The sequence below is a fragment of the Brachybacterium vulturis genome (genome assembly GCF_043641765.1).
GTDB classification, from domain to species: domain Bacteria; phylum Actinomycetota; class Actinomycetes; order Actinomycetales; family Dermabacteraceae; genus Brachybacterium; species Brachybacterium vulturis_A.
The window spans coordinates 60,888-77,401 of sequence record NZ_JBHZRO010000007.1; the positions used below are offsets into that span (position 1 = coordinate 60,888).

Annotated in this window: 11 protein-coding genes; 7 read left to right on the forward strand and 4 right to left on the reverse strand. The window is 72.8% G+C overall.

Annotated features, from left to right (window positions below; translation table 11 throughout):
• The first annotated feature begins 26 nt into the window (after positions 1-26).
• Positions 27-2,123 (forward strand): PTS fructose transporter subunit IIABC, encoded by a 2,097-nt coding sequence (locus ACHUEU_RS07130; protein ID WP_394215219.1) that lies wholly within the window; start codon positions 27-29, stop codon positions 2,121-2,123.
• 128 nt (positions 2,124-2,251) lie between these two features.
• Here ACHUEU_RS07130 and ACHUEU_RS07135 read toward each other — a convergent pair whose 3' ends face one another.
• Together ACHUEU_RS07135 and ACHUEU_RS07140 are read right to left on the reverse strand one after the other, a co-directional pair.
• Complete coding sequence (locus ACHUEU_RS07135; protein ID WP_394215220.1) at positions 2,252-5,479, reverse strand: GH92 family glycosyl hydrolase; 3,228 nt, start codon at positions 5,477-5,479, stop codon at positions 2,252-2,254.
• Positions 5,480-5,677: 198 nt separating this feature from the next.
• Positions 5,678-6,328: a thymidine kinase gene (locus ACHUEU_RS07140; RefSeq protein ID WP_394215221.1), complete on the reverse strand. Its 651-nt coding sequence runs from the start codon at positions 6,326-6,328 to the stop codon at positions 5,678-5,680.
• A gap of 59 nt (positions 6,329-6,387) precedes the next feature.
• Here ACHUEU_RS07140 and ACHUEU_RS07145 point away from each other — a divergent pair, with 59 nt between their 5' ends.
• The 3 genes from ACHUEU_RS07145 to ACHUEU_RS07155 all read left to right on the forward strand — a co-directional run bounded on the left by ACHUEU_RS07145 (position 6,388) and on the right by ACHUEU_RS07155 (position 8,870).
• Complete coding sequence (locus ACHUEU_RS07145; RefSeq protein ID WP_394215222.1) at positions 6,388-7,047, forward strand: mismatch-specific DNA-glycosylase; 660 nt, start codon at positions 6,388-6,390, stop codon at positions 7,045-7,047.
• 228 nt (positions 7,048-7,275) lie between these two features.
• Complete coding sequence (locus tag ACHUEU_RS07150; protein ID WP_394215223.1) at positions 7,276-8,382, forward strand: baeRF2 domain-containing protein; 1,107 nt, start codon at positions 7,276-7,278, stop codon at positions 8,380-8,382.
• Between the two features lie 161 nt (positions 8,383-8,543).
• The gene (locus ACHUEU_RS07155; protein ID WP_394215224.1) at positions 8,544-8,870 is read left to right on the forward strand and encodes a plasmid stabilization protein; all 327 of its coding nucleotides are present in this window, start codon (positions 8,544-8,546) and stop codon (positions 8,868-8,870) included.
• A 102-nt stretch (positions 8,871-8,972) separates the two neighbouring features.
• Here the strand turns inward: ACHUEU_RS07155 and ACHUEU_RS07160 are convergent, their stop codons facing one another.
• Positions 8,973-9,680, reverse strand: a complete 708-nt coding sequence (locus ACHUEU_RS07160; protein ID WP_394215225.1) for a lysoplasmalogenase — start codon at positions 9,678-9,680, stop codon at positions 8,973-8,975.
• Positions 9,681-9,998: 318 nt separating this feature from the next.
• Here ACHUEU_RS07160 and ACHUEU_RS07165 point away from each other — a divergent pair, with 318 nt between their 5' ends.
• From ACHUEU_RS07165 to ACHUEU_RS07175, 3 genes are all read left to right on the forward strand, one after another.
• Complete coding sequence (locus ACHUEU_RS07165) at positions 9,999-10,973, forward strand: transglycosylase family protein (RefSeq protein ID WP_394215227.1); 975 nt, start codon at positions 9,999-10,001, stop codon at positions 10,971-10,973.
• Positions 10,974-11,460: 487 nt separating this feature from the next.
• Positions 11,461-12,633 (forward strand): Gfo/Idh/MocA family protein, encoded by a 1,173-nt coding sequence (locus ACHUEU_RS07170; RefSeq protein ID WP_394215228.1) that lies wholly within the window; start codon positions 11,461-11,463, stop codon positions 12,631-12,633.
• A 93-nt stretch (positions 12,634-12,726) separates the two neighbouring features.
• Positions 12,727-13,575, forward strand: a complete 849-nt coding sequence (locus ACHUEU_RS07175) for a sugar phosphate isomerase/epimerase family protein (RefSeq protein ID WP_394215229.1) — start codon at positions 12,727-12,729, stop codon at positions 13,573-13,575.
• Positions 13,576-13,620: 45 nt separating this feature from the next.
• Here ACHUEU_RS07175 and ACHUEU_RS07180 read toward each other — a convergent pair whose 3' ends face one another.
• On the reverse strand, positions 13,621-16,491 hold the full coding sequence (locus ACHUEU_RS07180; RefSeq protein ID WP_394215230.1) for an AfsR/SARP family transcriptional regulator: 2,871 nt from the start codon (positions 16,489-16,491) through the stop codon (positions 13,621-13,623).
• Positions 16,492-16,514: the final 23 nt, after the last annotated feature.

Consider the following 16,514-nt stretch of genomic DNA (forward strand, 5'->3'; position numbering starts at 1 on the left):
GGATGAGCCTGTTCGAAGGAGAACCCATGTCCGGTCCCCTGCTGACCCCTGAGCTGGTGCGCCTGGAGGTCGATCCTCCCGGCGACAAGCTCGCCGTGATCGGCCTGCTGGCCGATCTCATCGCCGCCACCGGTCGCGCCGACCGCGACGGTCTCGAAGCCGGCCTGCTGAAGCGCGAGGAGTCCTTCGCCACCGGCATGCCCGGTGGCTTCGCGATCCCCCACTGCCGCGCCGACGCGGTGCAGGAGGCGGCACTCGGCGTCCTGCGCCTGTCCGAGCCCGTGGACTTCGGCTCGGCCGACGGTCCCGCCGATCTCATCATCGGGATCGCCGCGCCGGCCGGCACCGATGATCAGCACCTGCAGCTGCTGGCCCAGCTCTCCCGGGCCCTGATCCGCCCCGAGTTCCTCGCCGAGCTGCGCGCGGCGACGGCGCCCGAGCAGGTCTCCGAGCTGGTGATGGGCGTGCTCGCGCCCGCCGAGGCGCCGGCTGCCGCCCCGGCCTCGCCGGCCGCCCAGAGCTCCGCCGACGATGCCTCGACGACCGGCACCGCTGCGACCGGCACCGCTGCGGCCGGTACGGCGGCGTCGGCCGATGTCGGCGCGAGGGGCGAGGCGCCCGTGCTGCTGGCGATCACCTCCTGCCCCACCGGGATCGCCCACACCTACATGGCGGCCGAGTCCCTCGAGAACGCCGCGAAGGACAAGGGCATCGCTTTGCACGTGGAGACCCAGGGATCCGGCGGCATCACCCCCTTCACGACCGAGCAGATCGCCGCGGCGAGCGCGCTGATCGTCGCCGCGGACGTGAACATCTCCGGCCGGGAGCGCTTCGCGGGCCTGCCGCTGGTGGAGCATCCGGTCAAGCGGGCGATCTCGCACGGCCCGCAGCTGATCGACGAGGCGGTGGCCGCGGCCTCCGACCCCTCCGCCTCCCGGGTCCCCTCCGGCGGCGGCGCCGCGGCGGGTGAGGACGCCGGCTCGGCGGGCAAGCAGTCCTGGCCGCGCCGCATCCAGGGCGCCGTGATGACCGGCGTGTCCTACATGATCCCCTTCGTCGCCGCGGGCGGTCTGCTGATGGCGCTGGGCTTCCTGATCGGCGGCTTCGATGTCGCCTTCGTCGCCCAGGACGTCGCGACCGGCTACTCCCTGAGCTCCCTGCCCGGCGCTCAGGAGTACGAGGGCGCGGCAGGGATGCTGCAGACCGAGCGCGCGGGGTTGGCCCTCTACCTCGGTGCAGTGCTGTTCACCCTCGGCTCCCTCGGCATGGGCTTCCTGGTCGCGGCGCTGTCCGGTTACATCGCCTTCGGCCTGGCCGGTCGTCCCGGCATCGCTCCCGGCTTCATCGGCGGTGCGGTCTCCCTGGCCGTCGGCGCGGGCTTCCTCGGCGGCCTGATCACCGGACTGCTCGCCGGCCTGGTCGCACTGTGGTTCACGACCCTGACCCCGCCGCGGTGGCTCGCGGGCCTGATGCCCGTGGTGATCATCCCGCTGGTGACCACCCTCGTCGTGGGCGGGCTGATGCTGCTGTTCCTCGGCCGGCCCCTGGCCGCGCTGATGACCACGCTCCAGGACGCCCTGACCGGCATGTCCGGCTCCTCGGCGATCCTGCTGGGCGTGATCATCGGGCTGATGATGTGCTTCGACCTCGGCGGTCCGGTGAACAAGGCGGCCTACCTCTTCGCCACCGCGGGCCTCTCGCAGGGCACCGAGGCGGCCTTCGAGATCATGGCGGCCGTGATGGCCGCGGGCATGGTCCCGCCGCTGGCGATGGCGCTGTCCACGGTGGTGCGCCGTCGCCTCTACTCTCCCGTCGAGCGGGAGAACGGCGCCACCGCGTGGCTGCTGGGCGCGGCGTTCATCACCGAGGGCGCGATCCCCTTCGCCGCGGCCGATCCGCTGCGCGTGATCCCCTCGATGATGACCGGCGGTGCCGTCACCGGCGCGCTGATCATGGCCTTCTCGGTCGGCTCGCAGGCTCCGCACGGCGGCATCTTCGTCGCCTTCGCGATCTCTCCGATCTGGGGCTTCCTGCTCGCGATCCTCGTCGGCAGCCTGGTGGCCGGCGCACTGGTGACCGTGCTGAAGGAGGTCGGGCAGCGCCGCCAGGGCGCCGTGGCCTGATCGCGGCTCCCGCCGCGTGCGGCGGGTGATCCGCGGGCAGCGCCCCGCCGCGGCGGGGCGCTGCCGGAGCGGCGTACCGGGATCCCGGCCCTCGGCCGGGCCGCTCTGGTGCGCCGGCCGAGCACCGCTCAGGCGAGCAGCTCCACCTCGGCGAGCCGCAGCGGGCCCTCGGAGGTCGTGATCACCAGGCGGTGATGCAGGCACGGTCGCGGCGCGGAGATCTCGAAGGGTCTGGTCTGGCGCCGCCATCGGAAGCGCTGTGCGGAGCGCTCATCGAGCGTCGTCCAGCGGCGGCCGTCGTCGGAGCCCTCGAGCCGCCAGGCGATCGGGTCCGCGCCGGCGCGAGCGGAGGAGGTGAGGGTGAGGAAGCGGGCCTGCTGCGGCTCTCCCAGCACCGGCAGCTCGATCACGACGCCGGCGGAGTCGAACTCCTGCTCGGTGCGGGAGTCGTCATCGCGCAGGGGGTCGCCGGGATCCGCGGCGAACAGGTCCCGCAGCGGCTGCGGTCGTTCCCCGGGTGCGCTCAGCGAGGGCGGGATCCCGCCCCAGCCGGTGGGCTCCGCCGCCAGGCGCACGCGCAGCTCCCCGCGCAGGTCGGCATGGTCGATCCAGGAGTCCCGGTGCTCGCGGCCGTCGACGGTCATCCCGGTGATGCAGACGTCGCCGCGGTCCTCCGCCTCGGTCGTCACCGAGAACGCCTCCCCGCCCAGGGGCCGCACCGCCGCGCGCGGGAACAGTGGGGCCACCAGGTGGTAGCGGCCGGTGCCCAGCTGCAACGGGTACAGGCCCAGCGCGGTCAGCAGCCACCAGGCGCTCATCTCCCCGTTGTCCTCGTCCCCGGGGTAGCCCTGGCCGATCTGCTCGCCGACGAACAGCCGCCGCTGCACCTCGCGCACGATCCGGGAGGCCTCCTCAGGGGCGCCGATGTGATGGAAGAGGAAGGGGATGTGGTGCGAGGGCTGATTGGACATGCCGAACTGCCCCATCCGCACCGCCCGCGCCTCGACCATCTCGTGGATCACCTCCCCGTAGCTGCCGGGGAGGTCCGCCCGCTCGGGCGTGGCGAAGAACTGCTCGAGACGTCCGCGGAGCATCTCGCGGCCGCCGTACAGCGCGGCCAGCCCCTCCCCGTCGTGCGGGACGTGGAAGGCGAAGTTCCAGCCGTCGGTCTCGGTGTAGTCCCCTCCCCACACCCGCGGGTCGTACTCCGTCGGGCTCAGCGCGAAGCCGCCGTCCTTCCGGCGCCCCTGGAAGAACTCGATCGCGGGGTCGAACAGCAGGGGATAGTTCAGACTGCGGGCGCGCAGGTAGTTCGCCTCCTCCTGCAGCTGCGCCGCCGCCTGCTCCTGCCCTTCCTCGACGGCGCTCGCGGCGAGCAGCTCGGCCTGGGCCGCGAGGCCGGCGTCGTTGAGGTGGGCCTCCAGCGTCCAGGAGACGGACTCCGCGGTGTCGGTGTCGACGTAGCCGGTGAACACCGCCCGCTCGTGGCCTCTGCGCCCCACCTCCGCGGCAGGCGGGGTGACGGTGGCGTTGCGCAGCCCGGCGTCGTAGGCGGATCGCGCATCGGGCAGCGGCACGCCCTTGACCTGCAGGTCGGCGAAGGCGATGTCGCTGCTGGTGCCCGTCATGCAGTCCGCATAGCCGGGCGAGGACCAGCGGGCGATCCAGCCGCCCTCGCGGTACTGCTGGACGAACCCGTCGGCGAGCTGCGCCGCGAGCTGCGGGTACAGCAGCGCGTACGCGGGCCAGGCCGTGCGATAGGTGTCCCAGAAGCCGTGGTTGACGTAGAGCCTGCCGGGCAGCACCTGCGCATCGCTGCGGCTGTCGGTGGCCTCGCCCTTGACGGGCAGCACCGGGCTCGCGTGCACCGGCTCGGGCCGGGCCGGGGTGCCGGCGTTCTCCCAGTGGGAGCTGGGGTAGAGGTTCAGCCGGTAGAGGTTGCCGTACAGGGTGCGACGCTGGGCGGGGGTGGCCTCGGGCGCGTCGATCACCTGCAGCCGCTCGGCCCAGGCGGCGTGGGCGGCGAGGCGGATCTCCTCGAAGGAGCGGCCGGCGAGCTCCTGGGCGAGGGTGCGGCGGCCCTGGGCGAGACCGAGATAGCTGGTGGCCAGGCGCACGGTCACGTTCTCGGTGCCCGGGGCGAAGGTGAGCACGCTGCCGGTGCTGCCGCTGCGGGCCTGCTCCACGGAGACCGGGGCCGGCTCCACCTCGGCGACCACGTACATGCGCCGCGCCCCGTCGGCGCGGGCCTGTCCCGGCGCGGCCGCGGAGTCCACCCAGGCATGGACCCAGCCGTCGAACACCGCTCCGGAGGCGTCGAGGCGGGAGTGCTCATCGGCTCCTTCGAGCAGCAGGTGGCCGGCGTCGGCGTCTGCCGGCAGAGCGATCTCGCAGATCGCCCCGTGGTCCGTCGGTGCCAGCCGCAGCGTGGTCCCGCCGTCGAGGTGGACCTCGTACAGGTCCGGCCGCGCGATCTCCCCGTCGTGGTCGAAGCCTCGTGCCCGGGCCGCCGGTGCCGGGTCCGGGGCGGCGCCCAGCAGCGGCATCAGCAGGAACTGGTTCCGGTCCCCCATCCAGGGGCTGGGCTGGTGGGAGACCGCCATCCCCTGGAGGCGCGGTCGATTGTCGGCGCCGTTCGCGCGGTGGTACTCGTACAGCCAGCGGCGGGTGCGGGCATCGGTCGCGGGGGTGAAGAGCGCGAAGCCGTTGGGCATCGCGGTCAGCGGCAGCGTGTTCCCGCGGGAGAAGTCACCGGAGGAATAGGTCCCGCGACGGGTGTCGACCCAGGCCACGGGGTCCGTCAGCGGCGGATCCGCCGGGCGCGGCGCGAGGTAGGGGCCGTCGATCCACCCGGTCAGCTCCGGGGCGTCCCGCTGCGGGTCGCCGAGCCCCTCGAGCAGGTCCCCCTCCGGGTCTGCCGGTGCCTGCAGGACCAGCAGCACCTCGGTGACGGTGCGGCCGACGAGGGCTGCGAGGTCGATCTGCACGTCGTTCCATTGGTCCGGGTAGAGGATCGCGCCCTCGCCGAGGCCTTCCGCCGTGGCGAGGGTCCCGTACTGGTCGCGGGGTGCGTGGTCGGACAGCCGGCTGCCGTCGTCCAGGACGAGGTCGAGCGCGACCCAGGTCGCGCCCCAGGTCTGGTCCGCATCCAGCACCGGGTGCACGAACCAGCGGAGCATGTCGCCGGGGGCGATCCTCCGTCCCCGCAGGTCCTCGATGCCGGCAGGGGCCGGCAGCCCGACCTCCCTCCGCTCCCCCGCGACGCCGGTATAGCGCACGGCCGACGGGGCGCGGAATCCCGCTGCGTCCTTGCTGGTCGGTGAGCCGACGGGGCCCGGGTCTGCGGTGGCGATCATGGGGACCAGGCTATCGACAGCCCGGGCCTCGAGCGGCGAGGCAGGCCCGAGCAGGGCCGCTCCCCATCGCGCCGTGCGATCCCGTGAGGAATACTGCAGCCGCACCTCGCACCACCAGGTGCTCCGCGCACCGCCCTCGGGAGAGTTCCACGGTCCACGCACCGGCGCCGCAGGGGCGTCCGCTGCCGCCGGAGCCGATCACCTGAGCGCTGCCGCCGTGCCGCCGGGACGGCTGCTGTCCCAGGAGCGATCCCGCGGCGGGGCGTCCTGCCGATGGCTGCGGCATCGGGCCTGGTAGGACTCGGCACCACCGACCTGGGCGGCGGTCGCCTCCAGCGCCGCGGCACCGTCGGCGACCAGACGCACATGGAAGGCGGCGTCGGCCCCGCAGACCGTGCAGACCGCGGTGAGCTTCACGACCTCCTCGGCCATCGCCATCAGGGTGGGCAGGGGTTCGAAGGGGCCGCCGTCGTAGGTGACGCACAGTCCGGCGACCTCCACCTGGATGCCGGCCTCCAGCAGCGCCTCGAGCGCAGGGACCAGGGACGGGCCGAAGAACTGCGCCTCGTCGAGGGCGACGATGTCGGGAGCTCCGGGGGCGCCGGCGCGGTCCGCCCCGGCCGGGAGCCGCAGCTGCTCGGCCCGCTCGAGCATCCTCGCGGGCGTGGTGCGCCCGGTATGCGTGCTCAGGCGATCCGCGCCCCGGCGCGAGTCGAGACGGTGTCCGATCACCTCGACCGCGAGACCTGCCAGGCGGGCCCGGTGGACCCTGCGCAGCAGCTCCTCGGTCTTGCCGGCGAACATCGGACCCGCGATCACGTGCAGTCGTCCGGCCTCCATGGGGCGCATGGGGCCAGGCTACCCGCCGCTCCACCGCGGCCGAGAGGCACGATGGGTACCGTGGACGGATGAGCACTCGGCGCCCCTCCCCGCTGGCCGGCCGCAAGCCCACCAGGAATGATCTGACCGCGTTCGCGACCCCTGCTCCGGACGCGATCGACGACGTGCTGCCGGATCCCGCCGGCCGCGACGGCGCCGCACCGCTGCGGCTGCTCATCGTGGGCATCAATCCGGGGCTCTGGACCGCGGCGGTCAATGCCCCGTTCGCCCGGCCGGGCAACCGCTTCTGGCCCTCGCTGCACCGCGCCGGGCTCACCTCCCGACCGGTCGACGCGTCCCGCGGCCTGGACCCCGAGGACGAGCAGGACCTCCTCGCCCGCGGCATCGGGATCACGAACCTGATCGGCCGCGCCACCGTGCGCGCCGACGAGCTCAGCCGCGAGGAGCTGCGCCGCGCGGGTCGGGACCTGGTGGCACGGGTGTCCGAGCTGCGGCCGGGGACGGTCGCGATCGCCGGGATCACAGCGTTCCGCACCGCCTATGCGCTGCCGAAGGCCCACCTGGGCCTGCAGGACCCGGCAGAGGTGACCGGTTGGCCGGTGGACGTGCCCCTGTGGGTGGTGCCGCAGCCGAGCGGGCTGAACGCGCACGCCAACATCGCCTCCCTCGCCGCCACCTGGCGAGACGTCGCCCGCACGGCAGGAGTGGCCCACCGGGACGCGGACTGAGGCCGACGGGCGGTCGCGGGCACCTCTGCGGACCCGGTGTCCGGACCGGAGGCGGAGCCGGTGGCCGCTCCGGAGGCGGAGCCGGTGGCCGCTCCGGAGGCGGGGCAGAAGGGCACCCGATGCTTGCGGCGGCCGACCGCGCGTGGAAAGGTTGAGCGGACCCAGGCGGGGCGACGACGCCGAACTGGGCATCGGTCCCCGCGCGACGAACATGCTGGAGGTCCCCCTGTGAAACTGCCCTGGCTCACCCCCGTCCTCGACCAGGCTGGCCCGTTCCTCTCGGTCCATCTCGACACCACCCGGACCGATCCCTCCGCCGCCGCCGAGCTCGAGGCGAGGTGGGCGCAGATGCGCTCCCGACTCGCGGCCGACGGTGCTCCGCAGGAGCTGCTCGCGCAGATCGAGGAGTCCGTGCTGACCCCGTCCTCCCTCGGTGGCCGGCAGGGACGGTCGATCTTCGCCACGGACACCGAGATCCTCGTGGACCGGGTGCTGCCGGCCCCGCCGCTCCAGGAGTCCGCGCACCGCGGGGAGTTCCCGCAGCTGCTGCCGCTTCTCCAGCTGATCCCCTTCGCCGTCAGCCAGCTGCTGATCGTGGTCGATCGGGCGGGCGCGGATCTGCACCTGCGCTCTGCGGAGAATCCCTCGATCAGCCACGGTGGGAGGGAGCTGGGAGAGGACTCGACGGTCGAGGGCGGGCACGATGTCCTGCACAAGGCGAGCGTCGGCGGCGGGCCTCAGCATGGTTGGCGCGCCGACAACTTCGAGGCCCGGGTCGAGGACTCCTGGGAGCGCAACGCCGACGCCGTCGCCGGATCCGTCGAGAGGATCCTGCGCGAGCGCCGGGTCGACATGGTGATGCTCAGCGGCGATGTGCGAGCGATCGGTCTGCTGCGCGAGGCGCTGGGGCGGGAGACCAGGGATCGTCTGATCGAGGTCCAGGGCGGCAGCCGTGGCGTCGCCCTGGACCGGGGCCCGTTCCGGGAGGAGCTGAACGCCGCCACCGATGCCTTCATCGCGGCCCGCCAGCGGGAGCTCGCCGAGCGGTTCCGTGAGAGCCAGGCTCGTGACGGCGCCTCCGTCGGCGGGGCGGCCGAGGTCGGCCAGGCTCTCGCCCGCGGGCAGGTCGAGGAGCTGGTCCTGGTCAGCGGGCACGAGCCGGCCGGGATCGAGGAGCTGCTGCGCTCGGCGCTGGCCACGGATGCCTCCATCTCAGCGCTCGAGCAGGACGCGCTCGGGATCCCCGAGGGCATCGGGGCGCTGCTGCGCTGGCGTGACGAATCCACCCCCTCCAACAGCATCGGTTCGATGTCCGGGGACTCGCGCCGCGAATGACGCCCCTCGGGGCAGCGCCGAGGGTCATCGGCGGGTCGGTGCCGCGGACGGCTCCGACCCGTCGACCGTTCGGTGGGAGTTCTCGACCGCGCCGTCGCCGTGCAGGAGGATGAGGTGGCGGACCGGACGGCACCGCGGATCCGTCGAGATCAGGAGGAATCATGCCCGAGGCATGGAGCCGGAAGCGAGAGCGCCAGTACCAGCACGTCAAAGACGGCCAGGTGGACAAGGGCGTCCCGGAGGACGAGGCGGAGGAGATCGCCGCCCGCACCGTGAACAAGACCCGCGCACAGGAGGGCGAGGCGGAGGAGGCGAGCCGCACCTCGCTCGACGACCAGTCCCCCGCGCAGCGCGGCGGCCGGCGCTCCCGCTCCGGGGCGCAGGGACGCACCAAGGAGCAGCTCTACGAGGATGCGAAGCGGCAGGACGTCGAGGGACGCTCCTCGATGACCAAGGAGGAGCTGCGCGAGGCCGTCGAGGACCGGTGAACCGGGAACGCTCCCCCGCCGGGCATCCCCGGTGCCCGTCCAGCAGCTGCCTGCAGCCTCGGCGACCGCGACGGGGGAGCATCCGCTGCGCAGCCGCCGTCATCACGGGGGCCCCCTGCGAGCCTCCGAGCGCACGGCGAGGATCAGCAGCACCTGTGCGGTGATGTAGGTGGCCATCACCCACATCTCGTGGGCCGGGAGGGTGAGCACCCCGAACGCCTTCAGTGCGATCAGCGCATCGGAGAGCACGAACAGCGCTCCCCCGAGACTGCCGCGCGGGCCCAGTCCGGTCGCCAGCACCGCCATCGCGCAGATCGCGGCCGCGTACACCGAGACGGCGGGCAGCAGCGAGCCGGCCCCCGGCGCGCACAGCACGATGATGCTCGCCGCCGCGGCGAGGTATGGCAGCACCTTGAGCGGGCTGCGCAGCACCGAACGGCCCCGTCGCGGCCAGAAGGCGAGCGCGAACAGCAGCTGTGCGACCAGGAAGCTGCCCAGCATCCCGAGGAATCCGGGATCTCCGCCGACGAAGCGCGGGATGACGTCCCCCAGCCAGGAGAACCCCAGCGCCACCAGTGCCAGGCGCACCATCAGGGGGCGCGGTGCGGTGGTGCCCGTCCACAGCGCGGCGGCCAGCAGCGGCATCAGCAGCACCTGCGTGAGGCCCGCGAGGGGCATGTTCCCGACCAGCTGCGCCGCCAGGTGCACGAGCGCGGCTCCGAGCAGCATCACCCCATAGAGCGCCGGCCCGGACACCGCTCCGGCGCGGACGCTCCGGGCTCCGCCGGCCCGGTCGATGCGTCGTCGCATGAGCCGAGCGTATGCCGAGCGGCGCGCCGAGCGCTGGATCACGCCCGGCGCCCACCCCGGTGACCGGGCCCACATACGGGAGCCGGCTCACATCACGCCTCCGCACCCACCACGTCCACCCCATCCTCGCCGGTCACAGAAAGATAACGGTCTATGACCGTTCCCCGGTCGCCGCAGCGGCGGGTCAAATCTCCGTCAGCGCCCGCTCAAGGTGCTTGCCGGCAGGGGGTGCACGGCCCCTACGGTGGCCGACGTTCGAGGCGCGCTCCGCAGCCTGCGAAGCCGCGAATCCAGCGAAAGATGCGAGAGGACGTGTTCATGTCCCACCACAGCACGCACGCCGCCACCAGAACCCCCACCCTGCGCCGCGGCCTGACCCGCACGGCCGTGGCCCTTGCCGGCGGCGCGGTCGTCGCCACCGGCATGCTCGCCACCGGCGGCGCCGCGAACGCCGCGACCGGCTGGGACGAGGTCGCCGCCTGTGAGTCCGGCGGCGACTGGTCGATCAACACCGGCAACGGCTTCTACGGCGGTCTGCAGTTCACGCAGTCCTCCTGGGAGGCCGCAGGCGGTCTCCAGTACGCCGAGCGCGCTGATCTCGCCTCCAAGAGCCAGCAGATCGCCGCCGGCGAGACCCTGCTGAGCATGCAGGGCGCCGGTGCCTGGCCCAACTGCGGTTCCGCCCTGAGCGGCGGCGCCGACACCGCCAGCGCTCCCGCCCCCTCGCAGAGCCAGGAGCAGGAGCAGCAGGACTCCACCCCGAGCCGTGGCTCGGAGCAGCGGGCGAACCGCTCCACCGAGCGTGAGAGCACCGAGCCCCAGGGGGACTGGAGCTGCGACGGCGATGGCATCGCCGACAACTGCGATGAGAACGGCTTCACCAAGAAGACTGAACAGAACGAGCAGGCCGACCAGGACGAGCAGAAGTCCCAGCCCGCCCCGGAGCCGGCTGCGAAGCCGGATGCGGAGCCCGCCGCCGAGCAGCCCGCGCAGTCGGCCGGCTCGCAGGCGACCGCTGACCTCCAGGTCGCCGGCACCCTCGAGGTGGACGGGAAGATCGGGCCGAAGACCACCACCGCCCTGCAGGACTGGCTGGGCGTGGAGCAGACCGGTGAGATGAACGAGGAGACCACCCTCGCGCTCCAGGCCTGGGCCAACACCGAGCAGGACGGCGTGATCGGCCCCAAGACCGTCGCCGGGCTCCAGCACGAGATCGGTGCCAACCAGGACGGCGACGACGAGATCGACGAGGACACCACGGAGGTCCTGCAGACCTTCTTGAACCTCTACTGATCCACTCCGGCAGCAACGGTCCGCTCTCCTCGGACCGCCGGCGCCGCGCGGCCTCGCCGCAACCCCCGGACGGCCGGGTCACCCTCGCGGGTGGCCCGGCCGTCCGTCGTCCGGTCGGCGGCCCCGCCGGGGACGGGGCAGGGGCCGGGACGGAGCAGGGCCCGGGAGCAGCGCTGCAACCTCCGGCAACCTCTACCTCTTCGCGACACCGCTCGACAGACTCGGGTCGCGCCCCTTCCCAGCCCCGTGCAAGCAGGAGCGGCCGGGCTGAGAGGCTGACGGCGGATCAGCGCCGACCCCACTCAAGGATGAGTACCGAGGAGCACACCGTTGGGCACCACTGCCGCGCCGGCTGGTCCGGACCGGAAGCAGTATCGTCGACAGTGGCTCCACCCCTGGTAGAACGGCTTTCCAGCAGTCCCGCACACCTCTCATCGACCGCGCCCTCCCTCCGGGTCGCGGGCATCCACCACTGAACGGAGACACCATGTCGACGAAGAACGTCCGCCTCGGGATCATCGGGCTCGGGGCCCAGGGAGGCATGTACGCCGGCGTCGTCACCGACGGCCGGATCGAGGGCATGACCCTCGGCGCCATCGCCGACAGCGACCCCGCCAAGCGGCAGGTCGCCGCGGAGACGTACCAGGACGTCCCGTTCTACGACGACTACGTCGCGATGCTGGATTCCGGCGACGTCGACGCCGTGGTCACCACCGTGCCCCACTTCCTGCACCCGGAGATGACGATCACCGCGCTCGGCAAGGGCATCCACACCCTCACCGAGAAGCCCGCGGGCGTCTACACCACGCAGGTCGAGGAGATGAACTCCTTCGCACAGGCGCACCCCGAGACCACCTTCGCGATCATGTTCAACCAGCGCACCAACCCGGTGTACACGGACCTGAAGGAGCTCATCGATTCCGGTGAGCTGGGCGCGCTGCGCCACACCTCGTGGATCATCACCACGTGGTGGCGCCCGCAGGGCTACTACGACCAGTCCGCCTGGCGCGCGACCTGGGGCGGCGAGGGCGGTGGTGTCCTGGTCAACCAGGCCCCCCACCAGCTGGACCTCTGGCAGTGGCTGTGCGGCACGCCGAAGAAGGTCTTCGCGAAGCTGGCCTTCGGGTTCCAGCGCGACATCGCCACCGAGGACGAGGTCAATGCGGTCGTCGACTTCGGGGACGGCGTCACCGGCAGCTTCATCACCTGCACGAACGACATCTTCGGCACGGACCGCTTGGAGATGCTCTTCGATAAGGGCAAGGTCATCGTGGACGGCTCGGCGAAGGTGACCATCTACCGCCTGGCGGAGGATGAGCGCACCCTCAGCGAGAAGATGACCATGCAGGAGGTCGCCCAGCTGTTCCGCGGCGAGATGGACCCCTCCTCCGTCTTCACCGTCGAGGAGAAGGAGTACGAGTCGGTGTGGGGGCAGCAGCACATCGACGTCCTGACCAACTTCGCGGCCAACATCAACGACGACACCCCGCTGATCGCCGATGGCGCCGAGGGCATCAACGGCGTGCGCCTGGCCTCCGGCATGCAGCTGTCGGCCTGGACCGGTCGCGAGATCGACCTGGTCGACTACCCGGCCGAGGAGTACCTCGCCGAGCTCAACCGTCGCATCGAGGAGGAGGGGACGTTCCCCACCCGCTCCTGAACGATCCCTCCGCCCGGGCCCGTCCTGGCCTCCGCACACCCGCACACCCGCACACCCGCAGTCGACCCCCACCACGTCTCGAAGGAGAGAGCCATGCCCGTCCTCGGACTCCAGCTCATGATGCTCAAGGAGCAGATCAACGAGAAAGGGATGTACGAGGTGCTGCGCCAGGTGCGCGAGCTCGACCTCGACGCCGTCGAGGTCTCCCAGGTGGAGATGACCGACGAGCTGATCGACGACCTGGTGCGCGGCAAGGCCGACTTCGGTGTCGAGACCGCCGCGATGAGCGTCTCGACCGCCCCGGGAGGCAACGGCTTCGCGCTGGAGACCGAGTTCGACCGCGCCGTCGAGGCCTGCGCGAAGACCGGCTCGCGCTTCCTGCGGATCGGCATGATGCCGCATCTGGCGATGACCTCGAAGGAGGCCTGCGAGGAGTGGGCCGCCTCGGTGGAGCCCTACGCCGCTCGCCTCGCCGTACAGGGCATCACGCTGTGCTATCACAACCACCACGTGGACCTCATCCAGTTCGATGGTGAGCGCATCTTCGACATCGTGCGCCGGGTCGCTCCCTCGCTGCTGTTCGAGGTGGATCTGCACTGGGTCCAGCGTGGCGGGATGGCACCGCTGGACATGCTCGAGGCCTACTCCGGAGTCTGCAAGCTGATCCACGTCAAGGACTTCCGCATCGCCCCGGTGTCCCTGGAGACCTACCGGAAGGCCGAGGCGAAGGAGATCGAGTGGGCGGAGTTCCAGGCCGAGTTCCTCTCCCTCACCCAGTTCGCCGAGGTGGGCCAGGGCAACATGAACTGGCCCGCGCTGCTCCCAGCTGCCGAGAAGGCCGGCGCCGAGTACTTCCTCATCGAGCAGGACGACACCTACGGCCGCGACCCCATCGACTGCATCCGCGAGTCCCGCGAGTACCTGAGGTCCATCGGGTACTGACCCCGTCGCGGCGCTCCGGCGGCCGAGAGGCCACAGCCTGTCTCCTCAGGCACGACGCTCCTCGGCCACCAGGGCCGCCGCGCGATCGAGGACCTGGGTGCGGGACAGCCCCGCGGAGACCCGGATGATGCCGTGCAGCACGTCCTCGCCGAGGGCGTCCCGGAGCTGTTCGCCGACGCCTCGCTCCACATCCGCTGCGATCAGGGGCGGCGCCCCGGTGGCGAGGTCGACGGCGCTGTGCAGCAGGGCCGCCTCCGGGAAGCGGTGCCGTGCCAGCAGCAGCTCGGCCACCAGGCGCACCGTCGTCCAGGCCTGGGGCCAGGCTCCGGCGAGCCGGATATCACGCAGCAACGGTCCGGCGATCTCGAGCGCCTCGTCCCCTCCACCCGTCCTCCCCAGCACAGCGAGCAGAGCCAGCCTCGCCACCTGCGAGATGTGCCGGGCATCGATCTCCTCGGCTCGTGCGGCGGCATCTCGAAGAAGCGACGCGGCACGCTCGGGCTCTTCCACCACGGCGAGCTCCCCTGCCGCATACAGCGCGAAGGCGTGGGCCGCCTCGGCCCCGGCCGCCTGCGCACCCAGCAGGGCCAGACGCACCGCTCGGCGGGCTGCGTCGATCTCCCCGGCATAGATCAGGGCGAGGGTGAGGGTGCCGCCGGCATCGGCGCGATGTCCTACCGCGGCGCGCGGCTGGTCCACGACGGTGCGGGCCCAGCCAGCGGCCCCGCTCAGGTCCCCCTCGTACAGGGTGGCGACGGCCAGCGCGATGCCGGCCAGCGCCTGCCCCTGCGGGGGCAGATCCTGGGCGAGGGCTTGGCGCGCGAGGCGCTGGGCGGCCTCGGTCGAGCCGCGCTCCGCACAGGCCAGCGCGCCGGCGGCCACGGCGCTCGCCCGGCCCCCGGGGGACCCGCTCGCGCACCTCCGGGCCGTCTCGACGACGAGATCCCCGAGGCCCACGTCGCCGAGCCAGTGCATGTGGAGTTTGAACGGCACCACGATCTCGGCGGCCTGATCGAGATGCCCGGCGTGCAGCGCCCAGCGCAGAGCGGCGGCGACGTCGGGGGCACGGGCGGTGAGTCGCCCCGCGGCAGCCGCTGTGGCGCCGCCGTTCCAGTCCCGTGCCCCGCGTCGCATCACGGAGGCGACCCAGCGCGCATGGGCCTGTCTCGTCCGCTCCGCCTCTCCGGAGTCCTCCAGCAGACCGATCGCGCGGTCCCGCACCATCGCCAGCATCCCGAACTCTGCGTCGCCCTCCTCCCCCGGGCGATGGACCACGAGGTGCGCGGCGACCAGCTCCGCGAGATCGCTCGCGGTCCGTGCAGGGTCCGAGCGGGCAGCGGGGCGCGGCGCGACCGCGCGGGCGGCCTCCTGGTCGAACGGCCCGGCGAACACCGTGAGCCGGCACAGCAGGTCGCGCTGCCGCGCGGTGAGGAGGCGGACGGACCAGTCCACGATGGTGGTGAGCTCGGGCAGTGCGGCCCCGGGCTGTCGCGCGAGCAGCTCCGCGACCGCGTCGACCCCGATCGTCGCCGCTCGGGAGGCCGCCAGCTCGATGGCCAGGGGGAGCCCGTCCAGACGCCGGCAGAGACGCTGGACGGGCACCGCCCTCCCGACATCGGCCGCAGGACGGACCCGGGCGAGCCGTTCCGCGAACAGCTGGGCGGCGGGGTCCTCGTCCTCCGGGGTGCGCGGTGCCGCGAAGGGCTCCACAGTCAGCACCTGCTCGGCGGCGACCTCCAGCCGGTGCCGGCTGGTGGCCACGATCCGCACCCCGGCGCAGTGCCGCGCCACCTCCTCGGCGAGCGTCGCCACCTCCTCTCGCACGTGCTCGCAGTTGTCCAGGACGAGCAGCAGCCGCGACAGGCTCAGCAGCTCCACGATGTCCTCGGCCCGGGAACGGCGCAGGCCGAGCGCTCGCGCCACACGAGCGGTCACCTGCCCCGGGACGGCGACCGACAGCTCGACCACGACCGCCGCCCGGTCCTGCATCAGCTCGGGCAGCGTCTCGGCGACCAAGCGGGTCTTGCCCACCCCGCCGACCCCGGTGACGGTGATCAGACGGTTCCTCCCGACCAGGTGCACCAGCTCCTCCCGCTCCCGGGCCCGGCCGAGGAACGCGCCGGAGGTGTCCACCCAGACCGGAGGGACCCGGGACCATCCCAGGCCGCTGCCGCGCTCGGGCTGCGGGGGCGGGTCGCGGCCCAGGATCCTTCCCTGGAGCGCGAGCAGCGCCGGTCCGGGATCGAGACCGAGCTCCGCGGCCAGCTGATCCCGATAGCGGCGGAAGCGGTCGAGGGCCTCGACCGGTCGACCGGCCTCGTGCAGGGCACCCATCAGCAGCTCCACGGCGTGCTCTCGGAAGGGGTCCTCGGCGAGCAGCGGGGCGAGCACGGTCGCGGCCTCGCGGTGCCGCCCGCACTCCCCCAGGGCGGCGGCGTACTCCTCGAGGGTGTCGCCGCCGAGCCGGTCCAGGCGTGCGGCCTCGGCGGCGATGACGCCGAGCTCTGCGTGCTCACCGTAGGCGGGGCCGCGCCAAAGCGCCCGGGCCTGTTCGTAGAGCTCGAGGGACCGCGCCGGGCCCGCCTGGTGCGCTTCCCGGCGCAGCTGCTCGAATCGCTGGGCATCGATCATCCCGGGGGCCACGCACAGCCGGTAACCACCTGGCGCCGAGTCGATCGCGCCCTCCCCGAGAGTGCTGCGCAGGCGGGAGATGACGGTGTGGAGCGCCCCGCGCGGGTCAGCGGGCAGGGACCCGGGCCAGGCCGCCTCGATGAGCAGGTCCCCGCTCACCGCCTGCCCGGGGTGCACCAGCAGGCACGCCAGGACCGCCTGCTGGTGACCCGACGGCAGCCGCAGGGGCTCGTCCCCGAGGAGCACCTCCACGGGGCCCAGCACACCGAAGCGGAGCTCACTCACGGCGGCCTTTCCGCCATGGCCAG

What these genes read in the sequence shown, in the direction of transcription:
- ACHUEU_RS07175 (WP_394215229.1), top strand. Translation starts at nt 12,727, where the DNA reads ATGCCCGTCCTCGGACTCCAGCTCATGATGCTCAAGGAGCAGATCAAC.
- ACHUEU_RS07145 (WP_394215222.1), top strand. Translation starts at nt 6,388, where the DNA reads ATGAGCACTCGGCGCCCCTCCCCGCTGGCCGGCCGCAAGCCCACCAGG.
- ACHUEU_RS07140 (WP_394215221.1), bottom strand. Translation starts at nt 6,328, where the DNA reads ATGCGCCCCATGGAGGCCGGACGACTGCACGTGATCGCGGGTCCGATG.
- ACHUEU_RS07135 (WP_394215220.1), bottom strand. Translation starts at nt 5,479, where the DNA reads ATGATCGCCACCGCAGACCCGGGCCCCGTCGGCTCACCGACCAGCAAG.
- ACHUEU_RS07160 (WP_394215225.1), bottom strand. Translation starts at nt 9,680, where the DNA reads ATGCGACGACGCATCGACCGGGCCGGCGGAGCCCGGAGCGTCCGCGCC.
- ACHUEU_RS07130 (WP_394215219.1), top strand. Translation starts at nt 27, where the DNA reads ATGTCCGGTCCCCTGCTGACCCCTGAGCTGGTGCGCCTGGAGGTCGAT.
- ACHUEU_RS07155 (WP_394215224.1), top strand. Translation starts at nt 8,544, where the DNA reads ATGCCCGAGGCATGGAGCCGGAAGCGAGAGCGCCAGTACCAGCACGTC.
- ACHUEU_RS07170 (WP_394215228.1), top strand. Translation starts at nt 11,461, where the DNA reads ATGTCGACGAAGAACGTCCGCCTCGGGATCATCGGGCTCGGGGCCCAG.
- ACHUEU_RS07165 (WP_394215227.1), top strand. Translation starts at nt 9,999, where the DNA reads ATGTCCCACCACAGCACGCACGCCGCCACCAGAACCCCCACCCTGCGC.